This window comes from Mesorhizobium maamorense, assembly GCF_044998965.1.
In the GTDB taxonomy this organism is placed as follows: domain Bacteria; phylum Pseudomonadota; class Alphaproteobacteria; order Rhizobiales; family Rhizobiaceae; genus Mesorhizobium.
Genome location: NZ_CP173356.1, coordinates 2,233,602 through 2,253,009, shown reverse-complemented (window position 1 = coordinate 2,253,009; position 19,408 = coordinate 2,233,602). Strand labels below are relative to the sequence as shown.

The window sequence follows — 19,408 nt, the reverse complement described above, 5'->3', positions numbered from 1 at the left end:
AAAAGTGTTACCCATGTGTCCGGTACAAAACGTCACCTATGTCTCGGGTCGCTCACCGTGACAAATGCACGTTCAGGACAGCGGCTTTTTTGGCGATCAGTCCTTCCAGATCCGCGTCCGATCGGGTGGTGCCGGTGCGTTGGCGCAGCAGGGAGATCATCGCGCTCATCGAAAGCGGGGCGGTTTTTTGCTGAACCAGGATCGCGTCCACCGCGCCGGCAACGTCGGGGCCTTCCGCTGGTGCTCTCATGGTCGGATCCTTTCTGTCCAGCTCCGCCTCGGTGCCGCCGACCGATCCTCTGATGCCGCGGTCAAAGACGACGGCCAACCCGTTCTTGACGGCGAGGGCTGCGACCATGTCGTCGAGTTCGTGGTCCGAAAAGCTGGGGTCGGAAGGCGTGGGTTTCAGGATTCTGTGAATCACCCTGGCGGCCTGATCCGTCGAAACATAGCCGAAGCGCTGTTTTCTAGCTTCGACATATTGTTCGATGATCATGTCAAGCCGGCGGGCTGCAATGTCCTTCGATTGCTGCATCGGAACCTCCTCGGGTCGTCGTGGCGCGCAGGAGCAGCACCTACAGAAATAGGGCCGCCCGGGAGAACATCAAACATGAGAAATGACGCATCTGCCGATGGCGGAGGAACGATCGCGCCGCTGATGCATTTTTGCCTGTGACCAGCTTATTGAGGGAACGCAGGCCAATGAAGATCGCCCATATCGCGCCGCTGTATGAATCCGTGCCGCCAAGGCTCTATGGAGGCACCGAACGCATCATCTCCTATCTCACCGAAGCTCTGGTCGGGCTCGGCCATGATGTGACGTTGTTTGCCAGCGGCGATACCAGGACCTCCGCCCGGCTGGTCGCGTGCCGGGAACGGGCGCTGCGCCTCGATCCCCGGCCGTTGAAGTCGGAGATCGCGGCGCATCTGTCGATGCTCGAGGAAGTCAGGAGACAGGCCGACGATTTCGACATTCTTCACTTCCATCTCAGCCACTTCCTGCATTTCCCGTTTTTCCGCCATATGCCGGAGCGCACGGTGACGACGCCGCATGGCAGGTTGGACTATGTGGATCTGGCACAGGCCTATGAGCGGTTCCCGCGTTTTCCGATGATTTCCATTTCACGCAGCCAGAGGACGAGGCTCGCGTCCGCCAACTGGTTGGCGACCATCCATCATGGGCTGCCGCTCGATCTCTATGGGCCGGATTTTGAAGCCGGCTCCGACGGTACATATCTGGCGTTCCTCGGCAGGATGTCGCGCGACAAGCGGCCGGACCGGGCGATCGAGATTGCCAGGCGCACGGGCCTGAGGCTCAAGCTCGCGGCCAAGGTGGGCGACGGTGACCGGGCCTATTTCGAGGAGGTCGTCCAGCCGCTGATCGATGGCGATCGCGTCGAATATGTCGGCGAGATCAGCGAGGACCAGAAGAGCAGGTTTCTCGGCAACGCCGCTGCCTTGCTGTTTCCCATCGACTGGCCCGAGCCTTTTGGTCTGGCGGTAATCGAGGCCATGGCTTGCGGAACCCCTGTCATGGCTTGGAGCTGCGGCGCCATGCCCGAGATCATCGATCACGGTGTGACCGGCTTCGTCGTCGAAACCATCGAGGACGCCGTCGCCACCATGCCGGCCCTGCTTCAGCTCGACAGGCGCCGGATAAGGGCCGTTTTCGAAGGACGGTTCTCGGCCGACCGCATGGCGCGCGACTATGTCGCCACCTATTCACAGGCGATCGACACTCAACAAATCAGGGCTTCCTAGTACAGTGCCCCGTTCAGAAACAAGCACGGGACAGTCTTCTTGACCATCACCCAACTTGACGAGCGCAAGCTTGATCCCGCAATAGCCCTGGCCTCCTTGGACGAAACCGCGCCGAGGGAACCGCACCGGCTCTTCGCACTCAAGCATGGCGACTGCTTCGCCGTCGCCGATTCCTATGGCGACATACGCGGTGTGGGCGACGGCTTCTTCCGCGACGACACGCGCGTGCTTTCCGAATTCCGCCTCGCGGTGGGCGGTCGTTCGACGTCGTTGCTGGGCGCATCGCTGAGCCAGGACAATGTCCTGTTCACCTCCAACCTGACCAATCTGCCTATAGAGAGTGCCGGCGGCCGTCCCATCCCGCAAGGAGCGATCCACATCGAGCGTGTCAGGCTGCTGTGGGAGGACCGCCTGTATGAGCGCCTGACCCTTTCCAACTACAGCCAGGAACATTCGACCGTCCTGCTTTCGCTGCGCTTCGCCGCCGATTTCCGCGACATGTTCGAAGTTCGTGGCTCGACGCGCGCCAAACGAGGCACCGCCCATACGGCCGAGATGGACCAGAACTCGGTTCTGCTTCGCTATGAAGGCCTGGACAAGGTGGTGCGTACGTCGACGATATCGTTTTCGCAGAAACCCGACGAATTGACCTCCGACCGGGCGGATTTCTTCATTGCAGTCACCAAACGCAGCCGCAAGACACTGTATGTCGAGGTCGGCAGCGAGATGGCCGATGTTCCCGACCGCGACCGGTTTCGCGCCGCAGCGGCGCGCGCGCGTTTCGGCATGCGCGCCAAGCGCCGCCATGGCGCGACGCTGCACAGTTCGGGCAGGGTGTTCAACGACTGGATGGAGCGCGCCCGGGCCGACGTGGCGCTGCTCACCACCGAACTCGCGACCGGCCCTTATCCCTATGCCGGCATTCCTTGGTTCTCGACGGCCTTCGGCAGAGACGGCGTGATCTCGGCGTTGCAGATGCTCTGGCTCAATCCCGGCCTGGCGCGCGGCGTGCTTGCCTTTCTTGCGCAACATCAGGCGACCGAAACCTCGCCCTTCAGCGACTCTCAGCCCGGCAAGATCATGCATGAAACGCGCAAGGGTGAAATGACGGCGCTGAGCGAGTTGCCGTTCGGCCGCTACTATGGCGGTGTCGATACCACCCCGCTCTACGTTCATCTCGCCTGCGCTTACGCGGACCGCACCGGCGACATGGTCTTTATCGACGGCCTATGGCAGTCGCTATGTGCAGCCGCCGAATGGATCGAGGCGGCAAGCGCTTCGACCGGATTCGTCACCTACCGGCGTGCGGCGGAGTCAGGCCTCGCCAACCAGGGATGGAAGGACAGCTTTGATTCGGTCTTTCATGCGGACGGTCGTATCCCGAAGGGCCCCATCGCGCTGGTCGAGGTGCAGGGCTACGTCTTCGCGGCGTTCCAGGGGCTGGCGAAACTGGCTCGCCGGCGAGGCGAGACAGAAAAGGCGGAAGCCTGGGAAAGGCGGGCCGAAGAGATCCGCCAGCGGGTTGAAAGCCATTTCTGGATCGAAGAGCTGGGTTATTACGCGCTGGCGCTCGATGGCGACGGCCGGCCATGCGAGGTGCGCACATCCAATGCCGGACATCTGCTCTATGTCGGACTTCCGAATCCTGATCGGGCGCGAACCGTCGCCGATCAGTTGCTGTCGGCTTCTTTCCACTCCGGCTGGGGATTGAGGACGCTCGCCGACGACGCGATATTCTTCAATCCAATGTCGTATCACAATGGCTCCATCTGGCCGCACGACACGGCGATATGCGCGGCAGGCCTTGCGCGATACGGCATTCGCGACAATGTGGTGCGGCTGATGAGCGGGACGTTCAGATCCGCCGTTCATTTCAACATGCGCCTGCCCGAACTCTTCTGCGGCTTCACCCGCGCACCGGGCGAGGCGCCGATCGCGTATCCAGTCGCTTGCCTGCCGCAGGCCTGGTCGGCAGGTTCCGCCTTCATGCTGATGCAGGCCTGTCTGGGCCTCCATATCGACGGCTGGGCCGGCGAAATCCACGTCACAAGGCCACGCCTGCCAATCGGCATCGATAGCCTGGTGATCCGCCATCTCGCGGTGGCGGGCACGGCAGTCGACCTGACGTTCCAGCGGGTAGGGGATCGTGTGGGCGCCTTTCTGGCCGACCGCCATGAAGGGTTGGCGCCTTTGATCGTGCGCAGCTAAAAACCGGAACCATCACCGGCGACGTGCGTTGCACCATCTCCCCCGCGGAGAGGCGCGACCTAGGCCGGAGCAATTCACATCGATGCCAGACAACAATTTTGACTTCCTCCACTCTGCCTCCGCTCTATGGTTCGTCATTCTTGCCAGCCTCTGCGTTTCCCTTGTTGCCTTGGTGATTTCCGCGCTGCGATCCCGCCGGACCCCGCCGGAGCCGGCGAATGCGGAGCCTCCACCGGCTCGCGTCGTATTGCGGGAGTTCGAAAAGAATGGCCATTCCGCCGACGCGGCGCTCGTCAACTGGTCGCCCTCGACGCTGCGCGAAATCCTGGCGAAGGAACTGCCGGCTGCGCAAGTGATCGTTGTCTCCAACCGCGAGCCCTACATTCACAATCTCAGGGATGACAATGTCGACCTGGTTGTGCCGGCCAGTGGACTTGTCTCGGCGCTGGAGCCGATCACCCGTGCCTGCGCGGGAACCTGGATAGCCTATGGCGGCGGCTCGGCGGATCATCTCGTCGTCGACCAGAACGACCGCATCGAGGTCCCACCTGAGAACCCGTCCTACACGTTGCGCCGTGTCTGGCTGACCGAAGAGGAACAGCAAGGCTATTATCTGGGTTTTGCCAATGAGGGTCTCTGGCCGCTGTGCCACATAGCCTTTACACGGCCCGTCTTCCGCACGTCCGACTGGGAAACATACGAAGCCGTCAATCGCAAATTCGCCGATACCGTCGTTGCCGAAGCCCGGAACGAACGCCCGATCGTCCTCGTCCAGGATTATCATTTCGCTCTGCTGCCGCGAATGATCCGGGAACGCCTGCCCGATGCGATCGTGATCACATTCTGGCACATTCCGTGGCCGAATTCGGAAGTCTTCAGCATCTGCCCCTGGCGGGAAAAGATCCTGGACGGCCTGCTGGGGAGCTCGATCATCGGCTTTCATACGCAGTTCCACTGCAACAACTTCATCGAGAGCGTCGACCGCTTCCTGGAAAGCAGGATCGAGCGCGAGGATTCGGCCATCTCCTACGGCGGCCAGACCAGCCTGGTCCACGCCTATCCGATCTCGATAGAGTGGCCGCCGGCTCAACTCGGGAAATTGCCCGCCATCGCGCAGTGCCGCGCGCGAATTCGCGAAAAATTCGGGCTGGCGGACAATGTCAGCCTCTGTGTCGGCGTCGAGCGCCTCGATTATACGAAAGGCATTCTCGACCGGTTTCACGCATTGGACGAACTGTTCAAGCAACACCCGGAGTGGATCGGCAAGGTGGCCTTCCTGCAGATCGCGGCGCCAAGCCGTGGAACCTTGCCGGCCTACCAGCAACTGCACGAGGAATGCCTGCGTTGCGCGGCGGAGCTCAACGAGCGTTATGGCCAGGACGGCTACACGCCTGTCTTGATGGTGGCTGAACACCATTCCCAGGAGCAGGTCTACGAAATCTACCGGGCCGCCGATGTCTGCATGGTGACCAGCCTGCACGACGGAATGAACCTGGTCGCCAAGGAATTTGTCGCCGCGCGCGACGACGAGCAAGGCGTGCTGATGCTCAGCATGTTTGCCGGCGCTTCAAAGGAGCTTCTCGAGGCGCTGATCGTCAATCCTTACGACGCGACGATGATGGCCGAGGCGTTGCTGCAGGCATTGACCATGGTGCCCGCCGAGCAGCGCCAGCGCATGCAGCGCATGCGCGAGATCGTCCGCGACAACAATGTCTATCGCTGGGCGGGCAGCATGCTTCTCGACGCCGCCCGCTTGCGCAAGCGAATCGCGATCGACCCCGCCGGGCCGGGCTCCGTTGCCGCGGCCAATGTGATATCGCTGCTTGATCGCAAACGGGTCGCGGCGCTGTGATGTCGGGATCGGCAAGTCTGTCCGTGCCGACCGTCCCGCAAGGCCGATGGGCACTCTTCCTGGACATTGACGGTACGCTTCTGGAACATGCCGCGCATCCCGACGCGGTGGTCGTCGGTGATGCGTTGCGAAGCATGCTGACAAGGCTGGACGGGCGTCTGGCTGGCGCTCTGGCTTTCATTACAGGAAGATCCGTTTCCGCCGTCGACCGGCTCTTCCAGCCGTTGCGCCTGCCGGCTGCGGGTCTATACGGCCTGGAGCACCGGCTTGTCCGTGACGGGCCCGTCGAGGCGGCCGACGAGCCCGCCGACATTGCCGCGCTTGCCGAGGAAATCGAGGCGGAACTGGACAATGTGGATGTCTATATCGAGCGCAAGGGCCCGATCCTGGCCATTCATACGCGTGCGGCGCCGCAGTTGCTGCAACGGGCGACGCAACTGGTCGAACAGGCACTGGAGCGGCTTCCGCGGGGATATCGGGTTCTTGCCGGCAATGCCGGGGTGGAACTGATGCCGCTCAAGGCGGCCAAGGGAGCGGCAATCAGGCGTTTCTGCGAGTTGCCGGCTTTCCGGGGGCGGATTCCCGTATTCCTCGGAGACGACACGTCGGATGAGAACGGCTTCGAAGCCGTCAATGAAATGGATGGCATTTCGGTCCGCATCAAACCGCAAGGGAAAACCGTGGCGCGCCACGCGCTGGCCGATGTCGGCGAGACCCTGGCCTGGCTTGAATCCCTATGTCACGACCAATCGGGCACTGGCCGGTTTGAGGAGGCGGTCCAGCCCACTGTCCGGCAGAGTTGAGGCCGCAAAACGCATTTTGCGCCTTTGAAGAACGGGTTTCAGGAGTTGATCAATGATCCAATTCACCAGCCTCATCCACGAGATCATGCCCGCGTGGCTCCGGCGGCGTTCGCGCCGGCGCATGCAGGACACCGAGACAACTTTCGATCCATCGCGTCCTGAAGACGCAGATGCCGTCTGGCGAAAGGCCGTCGAGAGGGACCTGTTCGGCGCAAACACGCCCGACTACACCGAGACCGAACAAAAGAAGCGCGATCACCACTGACGGAGGCTGTCAGCCTTCCGCGAAGACCAGCGAGACATTGCCGCCGGCATGCCGTTCGAGCCGGCCGGCGAGGTCGAGCTCCAGGAGCACCATGAACACCTGTGCCGGATGCAGGCCGGTGTGGCGGATGATCTCGTCGATCGCCACCGGCGTCGGGCCGAGCGCTTCGGTCACCCTGGCGCGGTCGTTTTCGCCGGGTGGCGGCGTGGCCGAGAAATCGGGGGGATCTTCAAAGGGCGGCAGTTCGGGGGCCCGCAAACCGGTCAGCGGCGCGATTGCCCTGTGAATGTCGGCGGCTTCGGTGACCAAGGTGGCACCGTCCTTGAGCAGGCCATTGGTGCCGGCGGCGCGTGGATCAAGCGGCGAGCCGGGTACGGCGAAGACCAGCCGGCCCATTTCGCCTGCGAGCCTGGCGCTGATCAGGGATCCGGAACGCTGCGCTGCCTCGACCACCACCAGACCGACTGCCGCGCCCGCGACGAGGCGGTTGCGGCGCGGAAAATCCTGGGCACGCGGCTGCCAGCCGAACGGCATCTCCGAAATGATGGCGCCGCCGCGCTCGACGATCTCGTCGCACAGGCCGGCATTCTCAGGCGGGTAGGGCAGATCGAGGCCTCCGGCCAGCACGCCGATCGTGCCGGTCGAGAGGCTGCCCTGATGTGCTGAAGTGTCGATGCCGCGCGCGAGGCCGGAGATGATGGCGTAACCGTCGCGGCCAAGGTCGGTCGCCAGCATGCGCGCCATCTTGATGCCGGCGAGCGAGGCGTTGCGGGCGCCGACGATAGCCACCGCGGGCAGCCGAAACACCGCGCCTTCGCCTTTCACCGCCAGCAGCGGCGGCGGATGGTCCATGTTTTTCAACAGGGCGGGATAGTCCGGCTCGCCGATACCGACAAAGCGGGCGCCTGCCAGCCTTGCGGCCTCCAGTTCCGCTTCGGCCTCGGCGATCGAGGGAATGCGGGCGATCCTGCTGGCGCCGCCCGAAATCATCAGTTCCGGCAGCATTTCCAGCGCGACTTCGGCCGAACCGAAGCGGTTGATCAGGTCGCGAAAGGAGGCAGGACCTACATTCTGGGTGCGGATCAGCCGCAGCCAGCTCAACCGCTGCCGGTCGCTGAGGCGCGGTCCGGCGAGCGGCTTGCTCACTCCTTCGCCCCTATTTTGCCCTCGGTGCCGGCAAGCAGGCGTGAAATGTTGGCCCGGTGCTTGATGAAGACGATCAGGCTCATCACGACGAACAATGCGGCAATCTGCGGTGTGCTCAGGAAATAAAGGGCGATCGGCACGGCGACCGCGGCCGCCAGCGCTGCAAGCGAGGAGTAGCGGAACAGGAATGCCATGGCCAGCCAGACGATGGCGAAGATCAGCGCCACCTGCCAGGCAAGGCCGATCAGCACGCCGAGATAGGTGGCCACGCCCTTGCCTCCCTTGAATCCGAGCCAGATCGGGAAGAGATGGCCGAGGAAGGCGCCAAGGCCGGCCCAAGCGCCGAGTTCGGGCGCGAAATGGCCCGCGATCAGCACCGCGGCCGTGCCCTTCAGCGCGTCGAGCAGCAGCGTGGCCGCGGCAAGGCCCTTGTTGCCGGTGCGTAGCACATTTGTCGCGCCGATGTTGCCGGAGCCGATCTGGCGCACGTCGCCAAGCCCTGCCGCACGGGTCAGCAGAAGCCCGAACGGAATCGAGCCCAAGAAATAGCCGAGCACCAGCGCCGGGATCAGGTTGTAAGTCATTGTTCCCCCCGCATTTCCCCCTGACGGGCTGAATCCGGCGCGATGCGCCGCCGCCCGCTCAGACCGAGAACACTGTGCGGCCCGCCACCAGCGTTTGCAAGACCTTGCCTTGCAGGCGCGCGCCTTCGAAACAGGTGTTCTTCGAGCGCGAGCGGATGCCGCTTTCGCTGACGATCCAGGGTTCGTCCAGATCGACAAGCGCAAGGTCCGCGAGAGCGCCGGGCTTGAGCGTGCCGCCAGGCAGGCCGAACAGCCGTGCCGGCGCCGTGGACAAGGTCTGGATCAGCCGCGGCAGCGACACGTCGCCATTGTGGTAGAGCCGCAAGGCGGCGCCCAGCAACGTTTCCAGCCCGATGGCGCCGGCTGCCGCGTCGGCGAAGGGCAGGCGCTTGGTATCGACGTCCTGCGGATCGTGCGAGGAGACGATGATGTCGATCGTGCCGTCTCTGATCGCTTCGATCATGGCCAGGCGGTCTTCCTCGGCACGCAGCGGCGGCGTCAGGCGGAAGAAGGTCCGGTATTCCCCGACATCGTTTTCGTTGAGTGACAGATTGTGGATCGATACGCCCGATGTGACGGTCGCGCCGTCGGCCTTCGCGCGCCCCACCGATGCCGCCGCCATCGCCGTCGATATCTTTGCCGCGTGGTAGGAGCCTCGCGTCAGGCGCGCCAGGGCAAGGTCGCGCTCCAGCGGGATGGTTTCGGCTTCACGCGGAATGCCGGAAAGCCCCAGCCAGCTTGCGTAAAGTCCCTCGTTCATCACACCCGACGATGCGAGATCGGCATCCTGGGTTTCGTGCACGATGGTTGCGCCGAAATCGCGGGCATAAGTCAGGGCGCGGCGCATCACCAGCGCGCTTGATATGGTGTGGCGGCCGTCGGTGAAGGCGGCGGCGCCGGCCTCGCGCAGCAGGCCGAATTCGGTCATCTCGCGGCCGTCGAGGCCCTTGGTGATGGCGGCGGCCGGGAAAATATTCACGATGGCCGTGTCCTTGGCGGTGCGCAGCACGAATTCGACCAGGGCCACATTGTCGATGACCGGATCGGTATCAGGCATCATGACGATCGAGGTGACGCCGCCGGCAGCCGCGGCGACACTTGCCGACGCGATCGTTTCGCGATGTTCGCCGCCCGGTTCGCCGATGAAGACGCGGCCGTCGATCAGGCCGGGAATCACCGCCTTGCCGGCGCAGTCGACGATGGTGGCGCCCTCGGGCGCCCCCTGGTTCAGCGCAGCCTTGCCGGCGGCGGCTATCTTCTTCCCGTCGACGATGACCGTCCCGGTCTCGTCTACGCCGCGCGAGGGGTCGATGATGCGGGCGCGCTCGAACACCGTGATGGTCATGCGCCACGGCCCTCGTGGTTGCGGCGCGGATCGAGCAGCGCTTCCATCACCGCCATGCGCACGGCGACACCCATCTCGACCTGTTCCTGGATGACGCTCTGCGGGCCGTCGGCGATTTCCGAAGCGATCTCGACGCCACGGTTCATCGGGCCCGGATGCATCACCAGCGCATCGTCTTTCGCGGCCTTCAGCTTCTCGGCGTCGAGGCCGAAATAGCGGAAATATTCGCGCACCGAAGGCACGAAGGCCCCTTCCATCCGCTCGCGCTGCAGGCGCAGCATCATCACCACGTCGGCATCTTTCAGGCCCTCGGCCATTGAGCCGGTGACGATCACGCCCATCCTGTCGATTCCCGAGGGAAGCAATGTCGAGGGCGCGACGACGCGGACCTGCGCGCCGAGCGCGTTGAGCAGCATGATATTGGAGCGGGCGACACGCGAATGCAGGATGTCGCCGCAGATCGCCACGATCAGTTTCGACAGCGGACCCTTGGCCCGGCGGATGGTCAGCGCGTCGAGCAGCGCCTGTGTGGGATGCTCGTGCGCGCCGTCCCCCGCATTGACCACGGAGCAGCCGACCTTCTGCGCCAGAAGGGCGGCCGCACCCGCCGACTGGTGGCGGATGATCAATATGTCGGGCCGCATGGCGTTCAGCGTCATGGCCGTGTCGATGAGCGTCTCGCCCTTCTTCACCGAGGAACTCGCCACCGACATGTTCATGACGTCGGCGCCGAGACGCTTTCCGGCTAGCTCGAACGACGACTGCGTCCGCGTGGAAGCCTCGTAGAACAGGTTGATCTGGGTGCGGCCGCGCAGTGTCGAGGTTTTCTTCTCGGATTGCCGCGAGATCGCGACAGCCCGGTCCGCCCTGTCGAGCAGAAGCTCGATGTCGGCGGGGGAAAGATCGCGGATGCCCAGAAGATGGCGGTGGGGATAGAGTGGCAGGGACGAAGCGTCGGTCATCTCAAGGGGCTGCTATAGGGTGGACGTTCCATGGCTGCAAGCGCCAGCTTTCGATTGCGGCTGTTCTCCCCGGTATTTTCGTCGCGCGCCTTGGGCTATATCTAGCCGATGGCTCCGGATTCGTAGCCGCCTGGCAGTAAGGATGAAGCGTGACCGACGACGTGACGAACCAGCCGCCGCCGCTGACAGGCGGCAACGCCTGGCGGGGCGATCCGTTGCTGATCCAGCTTGCCGAGCGCTTTTCCGATCCGGTGCGCAAGGATCTCGACGGGCTCGGCCGCTTCGTGCTGACGCAGGAGGCCCAGGAACTGGCCCGCCTCGCCAATGTCGAAACGCCGAGGCTCAGGACGTATGATCGCCAGGGCCGGCGCATCGATCTGGTCGAGTTTCACCCCGCCTATCACGCTTTGATGCGCCGTTCCGTAGCCAACGGGCTGCACTCCTCGGTCTGGGAGAACGGCGATGCCGAGATCGGCCGCCGCCATCAGGTGCGCGCGGCCCGGTTCTACCTGACGGCCGAACTCGAGACCGGACATCTGTGTCCCATTACCATGACCAGCGCTTCGCTGGCAGCGCTGATGGCGAGCCCGAAACTGTTCCGCGAGTGGGCGCCGCGCGTGATGACGCGCAAATACGATCAGAGCCAAAAGCCGCCGGTCGAGAAGACCGGGCTTACGCTTGGCATGGGCATGACAGAGAAACAGGGCGGCACGGACGTGCGCGCCAATGTAACGAAGGCCGAGCGCGTCGGCAGCGGCTTCTATCGCCTGACCGGCCATAAATGGTTCATGTCGGCGCCGATGTCGGATGCATTCCTGGTACTGGCGCAGGCGCCGGAGGGATTGTCGTGCTTCCTCGTGCCGCGCGTCCTTGGCGACGGCTCGGGCAACGGCTTCCGTTTCCAGCGCCTGAAGGACAAGCTCGGCAACCGGTCGAATGCGTCTTCCGAGGTGGAGTTCGTCAACGCGATCGGTGAGATGGTCGGCGAGCCGGGCGCCGGCGTGAAGACGATCATGGACATGGTGACCTTGACCCGGCTCGACTGCGCCGTGGCGTCTTCGGCGATCATGCGGGCGGGTCTGGCCGAAGCCGTTCATCACGCCCGCCATCGCCAGGTGTTCGGCACCAACCTGATCGAGCAGCCGCTGATGCAGCGCGTGCTGGCCGACATGGCGCTCGACGTCGCCGCTGCCACGGCGCTGTCGTTCCGTCTGGCGCGTTCCTTCGACGAGGCGGCGAGCGATCGCGGCGAGGCGGCCTTTGCCCGTGCCATAACGCCGGTCGTCAAATATTGGGTCTGCAAAATTGCGCCGCCGCTGCTCTACGAGGCGATGGAATGCCTCGGCGGCAACGGCTATGTCGAGGAGGCGCCGCTCGCTCGCTACTATCGCGAAGCTCCGGTCAACGCTATCTGGGAAGGATCGGGCAATGTCATGGCGCTGGATGTGCTGCGCGTGCTTGGCCGCGCGCCGGGCCTATTCGAGGAGGTGCTTGCCGGCATCGATCGCGACCTGGGCGCGGGCGGACGCGGCACCATCGGTGTGCTGAAGGCGGCGATGCAAGTCGCCGCGACCGACGAAGGCTCGGCCCGCCTGCTGACGGAGCAACTGGCGCTGTCGGCGGCGGCGGCGGAATTGCGCCGGTTGGGGGCAGGGCGGATCGCCGATGCCTTCGTCGAGACGCGGCTGGCGGGCCAGTGGCGCAACACCTACGGCATGCTCGATTCGCGCCATGATGCGCGCATGATCATCGACACGCTCTATCCGCCAACCACCTGAGCAGCAGCCATGGACCACGCCTTGGTCATTCCCCCGCGCCGTTAACCTTAACAAATGGTTTCCGTTGCGAGGGCTGGCGGCAAAGCCCACTGTCATTCCTGTCGAAGCAGGAATCACGATGCGACAGGTATTGACCTCTTTTCTCGCCTTGCACTGGACGATCGTTTTCGCCCTGCTGGCGATCATCTGCATCGATGGAAACCGCGGCGTGGCCGGGGCGCTTGGGGTGCTGGGCGTGACGATCGAGAGCGCCCGCTTCGTCGATCTCGAAAATGTCGTCGTGGTTGCGCCTCTGGCAACGGCCCTGCTTGTCGTGGCGGTGCTGTTCTTCTGGGCTTTTGTCGAGGCGCTGATCAACAATGCCAGCAATCCGGGCGCCGACAGCGTTGCCCGCATCGCCTTCATTAGCGCTTCCGGCGTGCTGTCGCTGATCCTGGTCGGAGGCGCGGCGCAAGGCATCAACGGGCTGTTCCTGGTCGTCGCCGTGCAATTGGCCGCACTTCTGGCCTCCTATGTCGCCATGCTTGCCGAGCGCCGCACCCTGGCCACATCGGATGAGGTTGAAATCCACGCCACGGCGCACAGCATGGCCAGGGCCGCAGCCCACAATTCGCTGCTTTCGCTGATATCGGGCCGACCCCAGCCGACCCGGAAGGAAGGCCGCTGATGCGTTACATCTTCGCATTGTGGGCGGCTCCGATGGCGCTTTTCTGGGGCTGGTTCTACCTGTCGCTCAACGACATGAATTTCGGCTACGTCATGCTGAGCCGGCAGTTGCATGATTTCGTCTTCCAACTCTACGGCCAGATGCTCGGCATCGACCCGACAATCATTCCCGGCATGGTGGGAAGAGCCTGCATATTCGACGGCCTGCTGCTGCTGGCGATCTGGGCGTTTCGCCGCCGTCGTGAAATCATCGGCTGGATCAGGGGGCGGGCGGCGGTTCCGGTGCAGTTCGAGCGGCTGCACCGAGCGAGCGAAGCCGGTCCAAAACTCCCTGCAGAATAAAGGCGGCTGCGGCCGAATCGATCTTGCCGGCGCGCTTGGCGCGCGAAAAATCCATCTCGATCAGCGTCCGTTCGGCGGCTACCGTCGACAGCCTCTCGTCCCATGGCAGGAAGGGAAGGTCGCTCAAGGCGGCCATGTTGCGTACGAAGGCGCGCGATTTCTGCGCGCGCGGACCTTCCGAGCCGTCCATGTTGACCGGCAGTCCAATCACCACCGCGCCGGCATTCTCCTTTTGCAGCAGATCCAGCAGCACGGCCGCGTCGAGCGAGAATTTCCGTCGGATGATGACCGGGCGCGGATGCGCGAAGGAAAAGCCACGGTCCGAAACGGCGACGCCGATGGTCTTGTCGCCGAGATCGAGCCCGGCAAGCGTCCTGCCGCCGGCCAGCCGTGCCGGCAATTCCTCGATGGTAATGATAGCCAACGGTTTTCCTTTGACCCGACAGCGCCGTCGCGGCGTTTTGAACACGCGAGGACGCCGTAACACTTTGCTCTTGAGCTGACGCCGTTCTATCCTCCGACGGAACAAAAATCGAGGAACTCGCTGATGAAACTCACTTGGTACGGACAATCCGCCTTCAAGATCGAGGTGGCGGGCGCAAGCATCCTGATGGACCCGTTCCTGAGCGGCAATCCGCTTTGGAAGAAAAGTTGGGAAGGCCCGGCCGAAGGTGTCACCCACGTGCTTTTGACGCATGGTCACGGAGACCATGTCGGCGATGCGCTGGAGATCCTGAAGAAGACCGGAGCGATGCTGGTCGCCAATCCCGAGGTCTGCGGCTATCTCGGCGGCCAGGGCGTCGACCAGAACAATATCAACCAGGGCAACACCGGTGGCACGGTGGACTGCGGCCCGTTCACGACGACTTTTGTCCAGGCATTGCATTCCTCGTCCTATGGGGACGGCATCTATATGGGCAATCCCTGCGGGCTGGTCCTGCATTTCCAGGACGACAAGACGCTCTATCACATGGGCGATACCGACATCTTCTCGGACATGGCGCTGGTCAACGAGCTGCATGAGCCGAAGATCGGCCTGGTGCCGGTCGGCGACCGCTTTACCATGGGAGGTGCTGTCGCGGCTCTCGCCTGCCGCCGCTATTTCAAGTTCGATGTCGCCGTGCCATGCCACTATGCGACTTTCGGCCTGCTCGACCAGACGCCCGACAAATTCGTCGCCGGAATGGAGGGTTCGGGCGTGAATGTCGTCGTGCCTGGGATCGGCGAGGCGATCACACTATAAATTGAAAACGGAATTAAACCATGGGCTTGAGGAACTCTCTTTGCGTTTCGATGCTGTTTGCGGCGTCGCCGGCGCTTGCCGCGGACGATTTCATTGAAGGGGTATACCTCAAGTCCGAGGAGCTCTGCGCACAGGCCAGGAAAGACACCCTGCAGACGCTGATCGATGCCGGCAACATCGTGCTGTCGGCCCATGGCCTGCAAGGGGTCGAATACAATTGCGAGTTCTTGCAGATCAGCAAGGCGACACGCTCGCCGAGCTGGGCGGTGACGGCCATTTGCCAGGAGCCGGGCTACGTTTTTCCCGACGTGCTCTCGGTGACGCAGATGAGCCCGACTCAGATCGATCTCGTCTCCGTCCGGCCCATCGAAGACGAGAGCGAGGCGAGCGGCAACAGCGGCAGCTACTATCTGTGCGAGGGCATGGCCCCGCCGTGAGGCCATTTGCCCGATTGTGGGCATGCACATGTTGCGCGCGGCGCGCGGCGCCGCTATAGGCCGGGGCTGGTTTTCCCGAGGCACAAACATGTCCGTTGACGTCAAGACAGTGAAGCGCGTCGCGCGTCTCGCCCGCATTGCGGTGAGCGAGGAAGATGCCGAACGCATGACCGGCGAGCTGAATGCCATACTGGGCTTCGTCGAACAGCTGAACGAGGTCGATGTTTCCGGGGTCGAGCCGATGACTTCGGTAACTCCGATGGGGATGAAGAAGCGCCAGGACGTCGTCACCGACGGCAACAAGGCTGCCGACATCGTCGCCAACGCGCCTGCCACGGAAGAGAACTTCTTCCTCGTGCCGAAGGTCGTGGAGTAACAGGCCGATGGCCATCGAAATCGCCATCGAGACGCCGCTGCAGGATGATGTGCGCGGCTTGGTCGCGGAGCTCAACGAGACGCTGCTCGAACTGACGCCGCCGGAACACTGCTATCACCTGACCGTCGAGCAGATGGCCGGCCCGGACACCACGGTCTTCGTCGCCCGCGACGACGGTTTTGCAATCGGTTGCGGGGCGCTGAAGCGCCATGACGGCGCCGTCGGCGAGGTCAAGCGCATGTACACGCGGCCCACGCATCGCGGCCAGAAAATCGGCGCCAGGATCGTGGAGCGTGTCGAAGCGCTGGCGCGCGAGGAAGGATTGAAGCGTCTGGTGCTGGAGACGGGCGATCGCCATCCTGCCGCCTGGGCTGTCTATGAACGTTCCGGCTTCTCGCGTTGCGGTCCGGTGCTGGATTATCCCGATTCCGAGTGGTCGGTGTTTTACGAAAAGAGCCTTGCCTGATGAGCGACCTGACCCGACTGACGATTTCGCAGGCCCGCGCCAAGCTGCGCGCCAAGGAAATCACCGCGACCGAGATCGCCGACGCCTATCTCGCTGCGATCGAGCGCGCCAATCCGGCGCTCAACGCCTATGTCGTGGTAACCGGGGACAAGGCGCGCGACATGGCCAAGGCCTCCGACGCCAGGCTGGTCAAAGGCGAGGGCGGTGCGCTGGAAGGCATTCCGCTCGGCATTAAGGACCTGTTCGGCACCGAGGGCGTGCACACCCAAGCGTGCAGCCATGTGCTCGACGGTTTCAAGCCGCATTACGAATCGACCGTCACCTCCAATCTGTGGGCCGACGGGGCGGTCATGCTGGGCAAGCTCAACATGGACGAGTTCGCCATGGGCTCGTCCAACGAGACGTCCTATTACGGGCCGGTGGTCAACCCGTGGCGGCGTTCGCGCGTCGATACGATGGTGATGCCGACCACGCATCAGGGCGATGGCGGCTTCGTTTCGGCCGGCGGCACCAGGACCGCGCGCACCCTGGACAATGCGCAGCTGGTGCCGGGTGGCTCGTCGGGCGGCTCGGCCTCCGCCGTCTCGGCTTTCCTGTGCGCGGGCGCCACGGCCACCGACACTGGCGGCTCGATCCGCCAGCCGGCCGCGTTCACCGGCACGGTCGGCATCAAGCCGACCTATGGCCGCTGCTCGCGCTGGGGTATCGTCGCCTTCGCGTCGTCGCTCGACCAGGCCGGGCCGATCGCGCGCGACGTGCGCGATGCCGCGATCCTGCTCAGATCGATGGCCTCCGTCGATCCGAAGGACACGACCTCGGTGGACCGGCCTGTGCCGGATTATGAGGCGGCGATCGGCAAGCCGATCAAGGGTATGAAGGTCGGCATTCCCCGGGAATACCGCGTCGACGGCATGCCGGAGGAGATCGAGGCCCTTTGGCAGAAGGGCATTGCCTGGCTCAGGGATGCCGGCGCCGAGATCGTCGACATCTCCTTGCCGCACACCAAATACGCGCTACCGGCCTATTACATCGTGGCGCCCGCCGAAGCCTCGTCCAACCTTGCGCGCTATGACGGCGTCCGCTACGGCCTTCGCGTCCCGGGCAAGGACATCGTCGAGATGTATGAGAAGACCCGCGCCGCCGGCTTTGGTCGCGAGGTCAAGCGCCGGATCATGATCGGCACCTATGTGCTGTCCGCGGGCTATTACGACGCCTACTATCTGCAGGCGCAGAAGGTGCGCAATCTGATCAAGCGGGACTTCGAGAACGTCTTTGCCGCCGGCGTTGATGTCATCCTGACACCGGCGACGCCATCTGCCGCCTTCGGCATTGCAGACGAGGACATGGCTTCCGATCCGGTGAAGATGTACCTGAACGACATCTTCACCGTCACCGTGAACATGGCGGGCCTGCCGGGCATTGCGGTGCCCGCCGGCCTAGACCCCAAGGGCTTGCCGCTCGGCCTGCAACTGATCGGCAGGCCGTTCGAGGAAGAGACGCTGTTCCAGACCGCTGCCGTCATCGAGCAGGCGGCCGGAACGTTCCAGCCGGAGAAGTGGTGGTAGGATCGTTTCTCATCTAAGGGGTGAGGGATGTTCTTTTATCTTTCGAAAATCTTCTGGTTCTTTATCCAGCCGCTCAACCTGACGATCTTCCTGCTGCTGGCGGGGCTGGTCGCGGCATTTTTCGGCCGCCGGCGGCTGGCAGCCACCGGCGGCGTGCTGGCGTTTTTGGTTCTGGCGCTTTCGGCCTGGACCTCACTCGGCGTATTGCTGCTCAACCCGCTGGAGGAACGCTTTCCGCGCCCGCCGCTGCCGCAAAAAGTCGATGGCATCGTTGTGCTCGGCGGCGGCTTCGAGGGCGGCATCAATCTGGTGCGCGGCGGTTATGAGCTGAACAGCGGCGGCGACCGGATGGTCGAGACGGCCGTGCTGGCGCGGCGCTTCCCCAACGCCAAGGTGGTCGCCTCCGGCGGCAATGGCGAATTGTTCCTCGACGGCGAGGGCGATGCCGCGACCGCGCCGCGCCTGCTTGGAGCGCTCGGCGTGGCGCCGGAGCGCCTGATTCTCGAGGGCAAATCGCGCAACACCTATGAAAATGCCGTCTTCACCAAGGCCTTGATAGCGCCGAAACCGGGCGAAACCTGGCTGCTGGTCACCTCGGCCTACCATATGCCGCGCGCCAAGGCGCTGTTCGACAAGGTCGGCTTCGCGACCGTCCCGTGGCCGGTCGACTATCGAACGTCGGGAGACGAAGGCATCGGCCTGTTCCGCGACAATCCTGCCGATGCGCTGCAGGCGGCCACAATGGCGATCCGCGAATGGATAGGGCTGTTCGCCTATTGGCTGTCCGGCCGTATCGATCAGCCTTTTCCCGCACCTGGCGGCTGACCGATCACGGCGCGGCGCGCCGCCGAGAAGAACTGGCGCCGCACCAGAACGGCCAGGAGCAGAAGCGTCGACAGCACAAACACCACCGGATCGACGAACCAGCCGAGATAGCCGATCGAAAAGAACACGCCGCGCAGGCCGGAATTGAAATGCTTGCCTGCCAGCATGTTCATCTGGGCTGCCCTCCACACCGCCGTTTCGGTGACCGGGTTGCGCGAGGCTTCGCCATGCGGGATCGGCACAGCACCGATCAGGATCGAGCAATAGTTGAACAGACGGTAGGCCCAGCCGAACTTGAAGAACGAAAACGCCAGGATCAGCACCAGTCCCAGCACCTTGATCTGAAAAGCCGGGCGCGACGAGGCGCCGCCCAGAGGCAGGGTGCTCAACACCTCGAGGACGCGGTCGGAGGCACCGAGCAAGGCAAAGCAGCCGCCAAGCGCGATCAGGGAACTGGAGGCGAAGAAGGCGGTGCCTTGCTGCAGGCCACCCATGATGGCTGTGTCGACGATGCGGATCTCACGCTCGGCCATCCGGTGCATCCAGGCTTGACGCTGCGTATTCATCGCCGTTGTCAGGGACATGCGGCTGACCAGCACGCCGTCCGAGGCGAGCGTATGCAGAACCCACGCAATGAGGAAGAACGCCAACGCCGCGAGATCGGCTGTCGAAAGATCGAGGAATCGCCCATTGGCGGAACCTATCACATCCAGTGCGATTGCTTCGATCGTCCGCCGGCCGCGACGGACATGTCGCTGCCGGAGCAAACAAGGTCGGCAGGCGC

General features: G+C 63.7%; 21 protein-coding genes. 14 read left to right on the top strand and 7 right to left on the bottom strand.

The window, feature by feature from the left end; all coding sequences use genetic code 11:
• Positions 1-52 precede the first annotated feature (52 nt).
• Positions 53-535, bottom strand: coding sequence for a hypothetical protein (locus ACIU1A_RS11655; RefSeq protein ID WP_404927339.1), 483 nt, complete (start codon positions 533-535; stop codon positions 53-55).
• Positions 536-702: 167 nt separating this feature from the next.
• Between ACIU1A_RS11655 and ACIU1A_RS11650 the strand changes: the two genes are divergently transcribed.
• From ACIU1A_RS11650 to ACIU1A_RS11630, 5 genes are all read left to right on the top strand, one after another.
• On the top strand, positions 703-1,761 hold the full coding sequence (locus ACIU1A_RS11650; RefSeq protein ID WP_140879641.1) for a glycosyltransferase family 4 protein: 1,059 nt from the start codon (positions 703-705) through the stop codon (positions 1,759-1,761).
• Positions 1,762-1,806: 45 nt separating this feature from the next.
• The gene (locus ACIU1A_RS11645) at positions 1,807-3,969 is read left to right on the top strand and encodes a glycogen debranching N-terminal domain-containing protein (protein ID WP_404927903.1); all 2,163 of its coding nucleotides are present in this window, start codon (positions 1,807-1,809) and stop codon (positions 3,967-3,969) included.
• Positions 3,970-4,051: 82 nt separating this feature from the next.
• Positions 4,052-5,821, top strand: coding sequence for a trehalose-6-phosphate synthase (locus tag ACIU1A_RS11640; RefSeq protein WP_404927338.1), 1,770 nt, complete (start codon positions 4,052-4,054; stop codon positions 5,819-5,821).
• Positions 5,821-6,624 carry a trehalose-phosphatase gene (gene otsB, locus ACIU1A_RS11635; RefSeq protein WP_404927337.1) on the top strand — a complete coding sequence of 268 codons (804 nt, stop codon included), beginning with the start codon at positions 5,821-5,823 and terminating at the stop codon, positions 6,622-6,624. The genes ACIU1A_RS11640 and otsB overlap by 1 nt, the downstream gene beginning before the upstream one ends.
• A 52-nt stretch (positions 6,625-6,676) precedes the next feature.
• Positions 6,677-6,889: a hypothetical protein gene (locus ACIU1A_RS11630; protein WP_140498769.1), complete on the top strand. Its 213-nt coding sequence runs from the start codon at positions 6,677-6,679 to the stop codon at positions 6,887-6,889.
• Positions 6,890-6,898: 9 nt separating this feature from the next.
• On the opposite strand, the gene dprA is transcribed toward ACIU1A_RS11630, so the two are convergent.
• Genes dprA through ACIU1A_RS11610 form a run of 4 tightly spaced genes read right to left on the bottom strand, consistent with a single transcriptional unit; the run spans position 6,899 to position 10,926 of the window.
• Positions 6,899-8,035 (bottom strand): DNA-processing protein DprA, encoded by a 1,137-nt coding sequence (gene dprA, locus ACIU1A_RS11625; RefSeq protein WP_140525337.1) that lies wholly within the window; start codon positions 8,033-8,035, stop codon positions 6,899-6,901.
• Entirely contained in the window at positions 8,032-8,619 is a 588-nt protein-coding gene (gene plsY, locus ACIU1A_RS11620) for a glycerol-3-phosphate 1-O-acyltransferase PlsY (protein WP_404927336.1), read from the bottom strand. The genes dprA and plsY overlap by 4 nt, the downstream gene beginning before the upstream one ends.
• A gap of 58 nt (positions 8,620-8,677) precedes the next feature.
• Positions 8,678-9,964, bottom strand: a complete 1,287-nt coding sequence (locus ACIU1A_RS11615) for a dihydroorotase (protein WP_404927335.1) — start codon at positions 9,962-9,964, stop codon at positions 8,678-8,680.
• Positions 9,961-10,926: an aspartate carbamoyltransferase catalytic subunit gene (locus ACIU1A_RS11610; protein ID WP_140515333.1), complete on the bottom strand. Its 966-nt coding sequence runs from the start codon at positions 10,924-10,926 to the stop codon at positions 9,961-9,963. Before ACIU1A_RS11610 ends, ACIU1A_RS11615 begins: the two co-directional genes overlap by 4 nt.
• 149 nt (positions 10,927-11,075) lie before the next feature.
• Here ACIU1A_RS11610 and ACIU1A_RS11605 point away from each other — a divergent pair, with 149 nt between their 5' ends.
• From ACIU1A_RS11605 to ACIU1A_RS11595, 3 genes are all read left to right on the top strand, one after another.
• The gene (locus ACIU1A_RS11605; RefSeq protein WP_404927334.1) at positions 11,076-12,704 is read left to right on the top strand and encodes a DNA alkylation response protein; all 1,629 of its coding nucleotides are present in this window, start codon (positions 11,076-11,078) and stop codon (positions 12,702-12,704) included.
• 118 nt (positions 12,705-12,822) lie between these two features.
• A complete protein-coding gene (locus ACIU1A_RS11600; RefSeq protein ID WP_140498756.1) occupies positions 12,823-13,371 on the top strand; it encodes a hypothetical protein in 549 nt (182 codons plus the stop codon).
• Complete coding sequence (locus tag ACIU1A_RS11595; RefSeq protein WP_140656324.1) at positions 13,371-13,712, top strand: DUF6105 family protein; 342 nt, start codon at positions 13,371-13,373, stop codon at positions 13,710-13,712. The genes ACIU1A_RS11600 and ACIU1A_RS11595 overlap by 1 nt, the downstream gene beginning before the upstream one ends.
• Here the strand turns inward: ACIU1A_RS11595 and ruvX are convergent.
• The gene (gene ruvX, locus ACIU1A_RS11590) at positions 13,630-14,136 is read right to left on the bottom strand and encodes a Holliday junction resolvase RuvX (RefSeq protein ID WP_140560937.1); all 507 of its coding nucleotides are present in this window, start codon (positions 14,134-14,136) and stop codon (positions 13,630-13,632) included. The two genes, ACIU1A_RS11595 and ruvX, sit on opposite strands and share 83 nt — an antisense overlap.
• Positions 14,137-14,259: 123 nt before the next feature.
• On the opposite strand from ruvX, the gene ACIU1A_RS11585 reads away from it, so the two are divergent.
• The 6 genes from ACIU1A_RS11585 to ACIU1A_RS11560 all read left to right on the top strand — a co-directional run bounded on the left by ACIU1A_RS11585 (position 14,260) and on the right by ACIU1A_RS11560 (position 18,624).
• On the top strand, positions 14,260-14,955 hold the full coding sequence (locus ACIU1A_RS11585; protein ID WP_404927333.1) for a metal-dependent hydrolase: 696 nt from the start codon (positions 14,260-14,262) through the stop codon (positions 14,953-14,955).
• A 20-nt stretch (positions 14,956-14,975) separates the two neighbouring features.
• Positions 14,976-15,392 (top strand): hypothetical protein, encoded by a 417-nt coding sequence (locus ACIU1A_RS11580; protein ID WP_140515339.1) that lies wholly within the window; start codon positions 14,976-14,978, stop codon positions 15,390-15,392.
• Between the two features lie 88 nt (positions 15,393-15,480).
• On the top strand, positions 15,481-15,768 hold the full coding sequence (gatC, locus tag ACIU1A_RS11575) for an Asp-tRNA(Asn)/Glu-tRNA(Gln) amidotransferase subunit GatC (RefSeq protein WP_140498745.1): 288 nt from the start codon (positions 15,481-15,483) through the stop codon (positions 15,766-15,768).
• A 7-nt stretch (positions 15,769-15,775) separates the two neighbouring features.
• On the top strand, positions 15,776-16,234 hold the full coding sequence (locus ACIU1A_RS11570) for a GNAT family N-acetyltransferase (RefSeq protein ID WP_140633217.1): 459 nt from the start codon (positions 15,776-15,778) through the stop codon (positions 16,232-16,234).
• Entirely contained in the window at positions 16,234-17,799 is a 1,566-nt protein-coding gene (locus ACIU1A_RS11565; protein ID WP_140525252.1) for an amidase, read from the top strand. Before ACIU1A_RS11570 ends, ACIU1A_RS11565 begins: the two co-directional genes overlap by 1 nt.
• A gap of 27 nt (positions 17,800-17,826) precedes the next feature.
• On the top strand, positions 17,827-18,624 hold the full coding sequence (locus ACIU1A_RS11560) for a YdcF family protein (protein WP_404927332.1): 798 nt from the start codon (positions 17,827-17,829) through the stop codon (positions 18,622-18,624).
• Here ACIU1A_RS11560 and ACIU1A_RS11555 read toward each other — a convergent pair.
• Positions 18,597-19,331 carry a DUF599 domain-containing protein gene (locus ACIU1A_RS11555; RefSeq protein WP_404927331.1) on the bottom strand — a complete coding sequence of 245 codons (735 nt, stop codon included), beginning with the start codon at positions 19,329-19,331 and terminating at the stop codon, positions 18,597-18,599. The genes ACIU1A_RS11560 and ACIU1A_RS11555 overlap by 28 nt on opposite strands.
• Positions 19,332-19,408 lie beyond the last annotated feature (77 nt).

What these genes read in the sequence shown, in the direction of transcription:
- ACIU1A_RS11615 (WP_404927335.1), bottom strand. Translation starts at nt 9,964, where the DNA reads ATGACCATCACGGTGTTCGAGCGCGCCCGCATCATCGACCCCTCGCGC.
- ACIU1A_RS11565 (WP_140525252.1), top strand. Translation starts at nt 16,234, where the DNA reads ATGAGCGACCTGACCCGACTGACGATTTCGCAGGCCCGCGCCAAGCTG.
- gatC (WP_140498745.1), top strand. Translation starts at nt 15,481, where the DNA reads ATGTCCGTTGACGTCAAGACAGTGAAGCGCGTCGCGCGTCTCGCCCGC.
- ACIU1A_RS11655 (WP_404927339.1), bottom strand. Translation starts at nt 535, where the DNA reads ATGCAGCAATCGAAGGACATTGCAGCCCGCCGGCTTGACATGATCATC.
- ACIU1A_RS11630 (WP_140498769.1), top strand. Translation starts at nt 6,677, where the DNA reads ATGATCCAATTCACCAGCCTCATCCACGAGATCATGCCCGCGTGGCTC.
- ACIU1A_RS11570 (WP_140633217.1), top strand. Translation starts at nt 15,776, where the DNA reads ATGGCCATCGAAATCGCCATCGAGACGCCGCTGCAGGATGATGTGCGC.
- ACIU1A_RS11580 (WP_140515339.1), top strand. Translation starts at nt 14,976, where the DNA reads ATGGGCTTGAGGAACTCTCTTTGCGTTTCGATGCTGTTTGCGGCGTCG.
- ACIU1A_RS11650 (WP_140879641.1), top strand. Translation starts at nt 703, where the DNA reads ATGAAGATCGCCCATATCGCGCCGCTGTATGAATCCGTGCCGCCAAGG.
- ACIU1A_RS11585 (WP_404927333.1), top strand. Translation starts at nt 14,260, where the DNA reads ATGAAACTCACTTGGTACGGACAATCCGCCTTCAAGATCGAGGTGGCG.
- ACIU1A_RS11610 (WP_140515333.1), bottom strand. Translation starts at nt 10,926, where the DNA reads ATGACCGACGCTTCGTCCCTGCCACTCTATCCCCACCGCCATCTTCTG.
- plsY (WP_404927336.1), bottom strand. Translation starts at nt 8,619, where the DNA reads ATGACTTACAACCTGATCCCGGCGCTGGTGCTCGGCTATTTCTTGGGC.
- ACIU1A_RS11640 (WP_404927338.1), top strand. Translation starts at nt 4,052, where the DNA reads ATGCCAGACAACAATTTTGACTTCCTCCACTCTGCCTCCGCTCTATGG.
- ACIU1A_RS11595 (WP_140656324.1), top strand. Translation starts at nt 13,371, where the DNA reads ATGCGTTACATCTTCGCATTGTGGGCGGCTCCGATGGCGCTTTTCTGG.
- ACIU1A_RS11600 (WP_140498756.1), top strand. Translation starts at nt 12,823, where the DNA reads ATGCGACAGGTATTGACCTCTTTTCTCGCCTTGCACTGGACGATCGTT.
- otsB (WP_404927337.1), top strand. Translation starts at nt 5,821, where the DNA reads ATGTCGGGATCGGCAAGTCTGTCCGTGCCGACCGTCCCGCAAGGCCGA.
- ACIU1A_RS11560 (WP_404927332.1), top strand. Translation starts at nt 17,827, where the DNA reads ATGTTCTTTTATCTTTCGAAAATCTTCTGGTTCTTTATCCAGCCGCTC.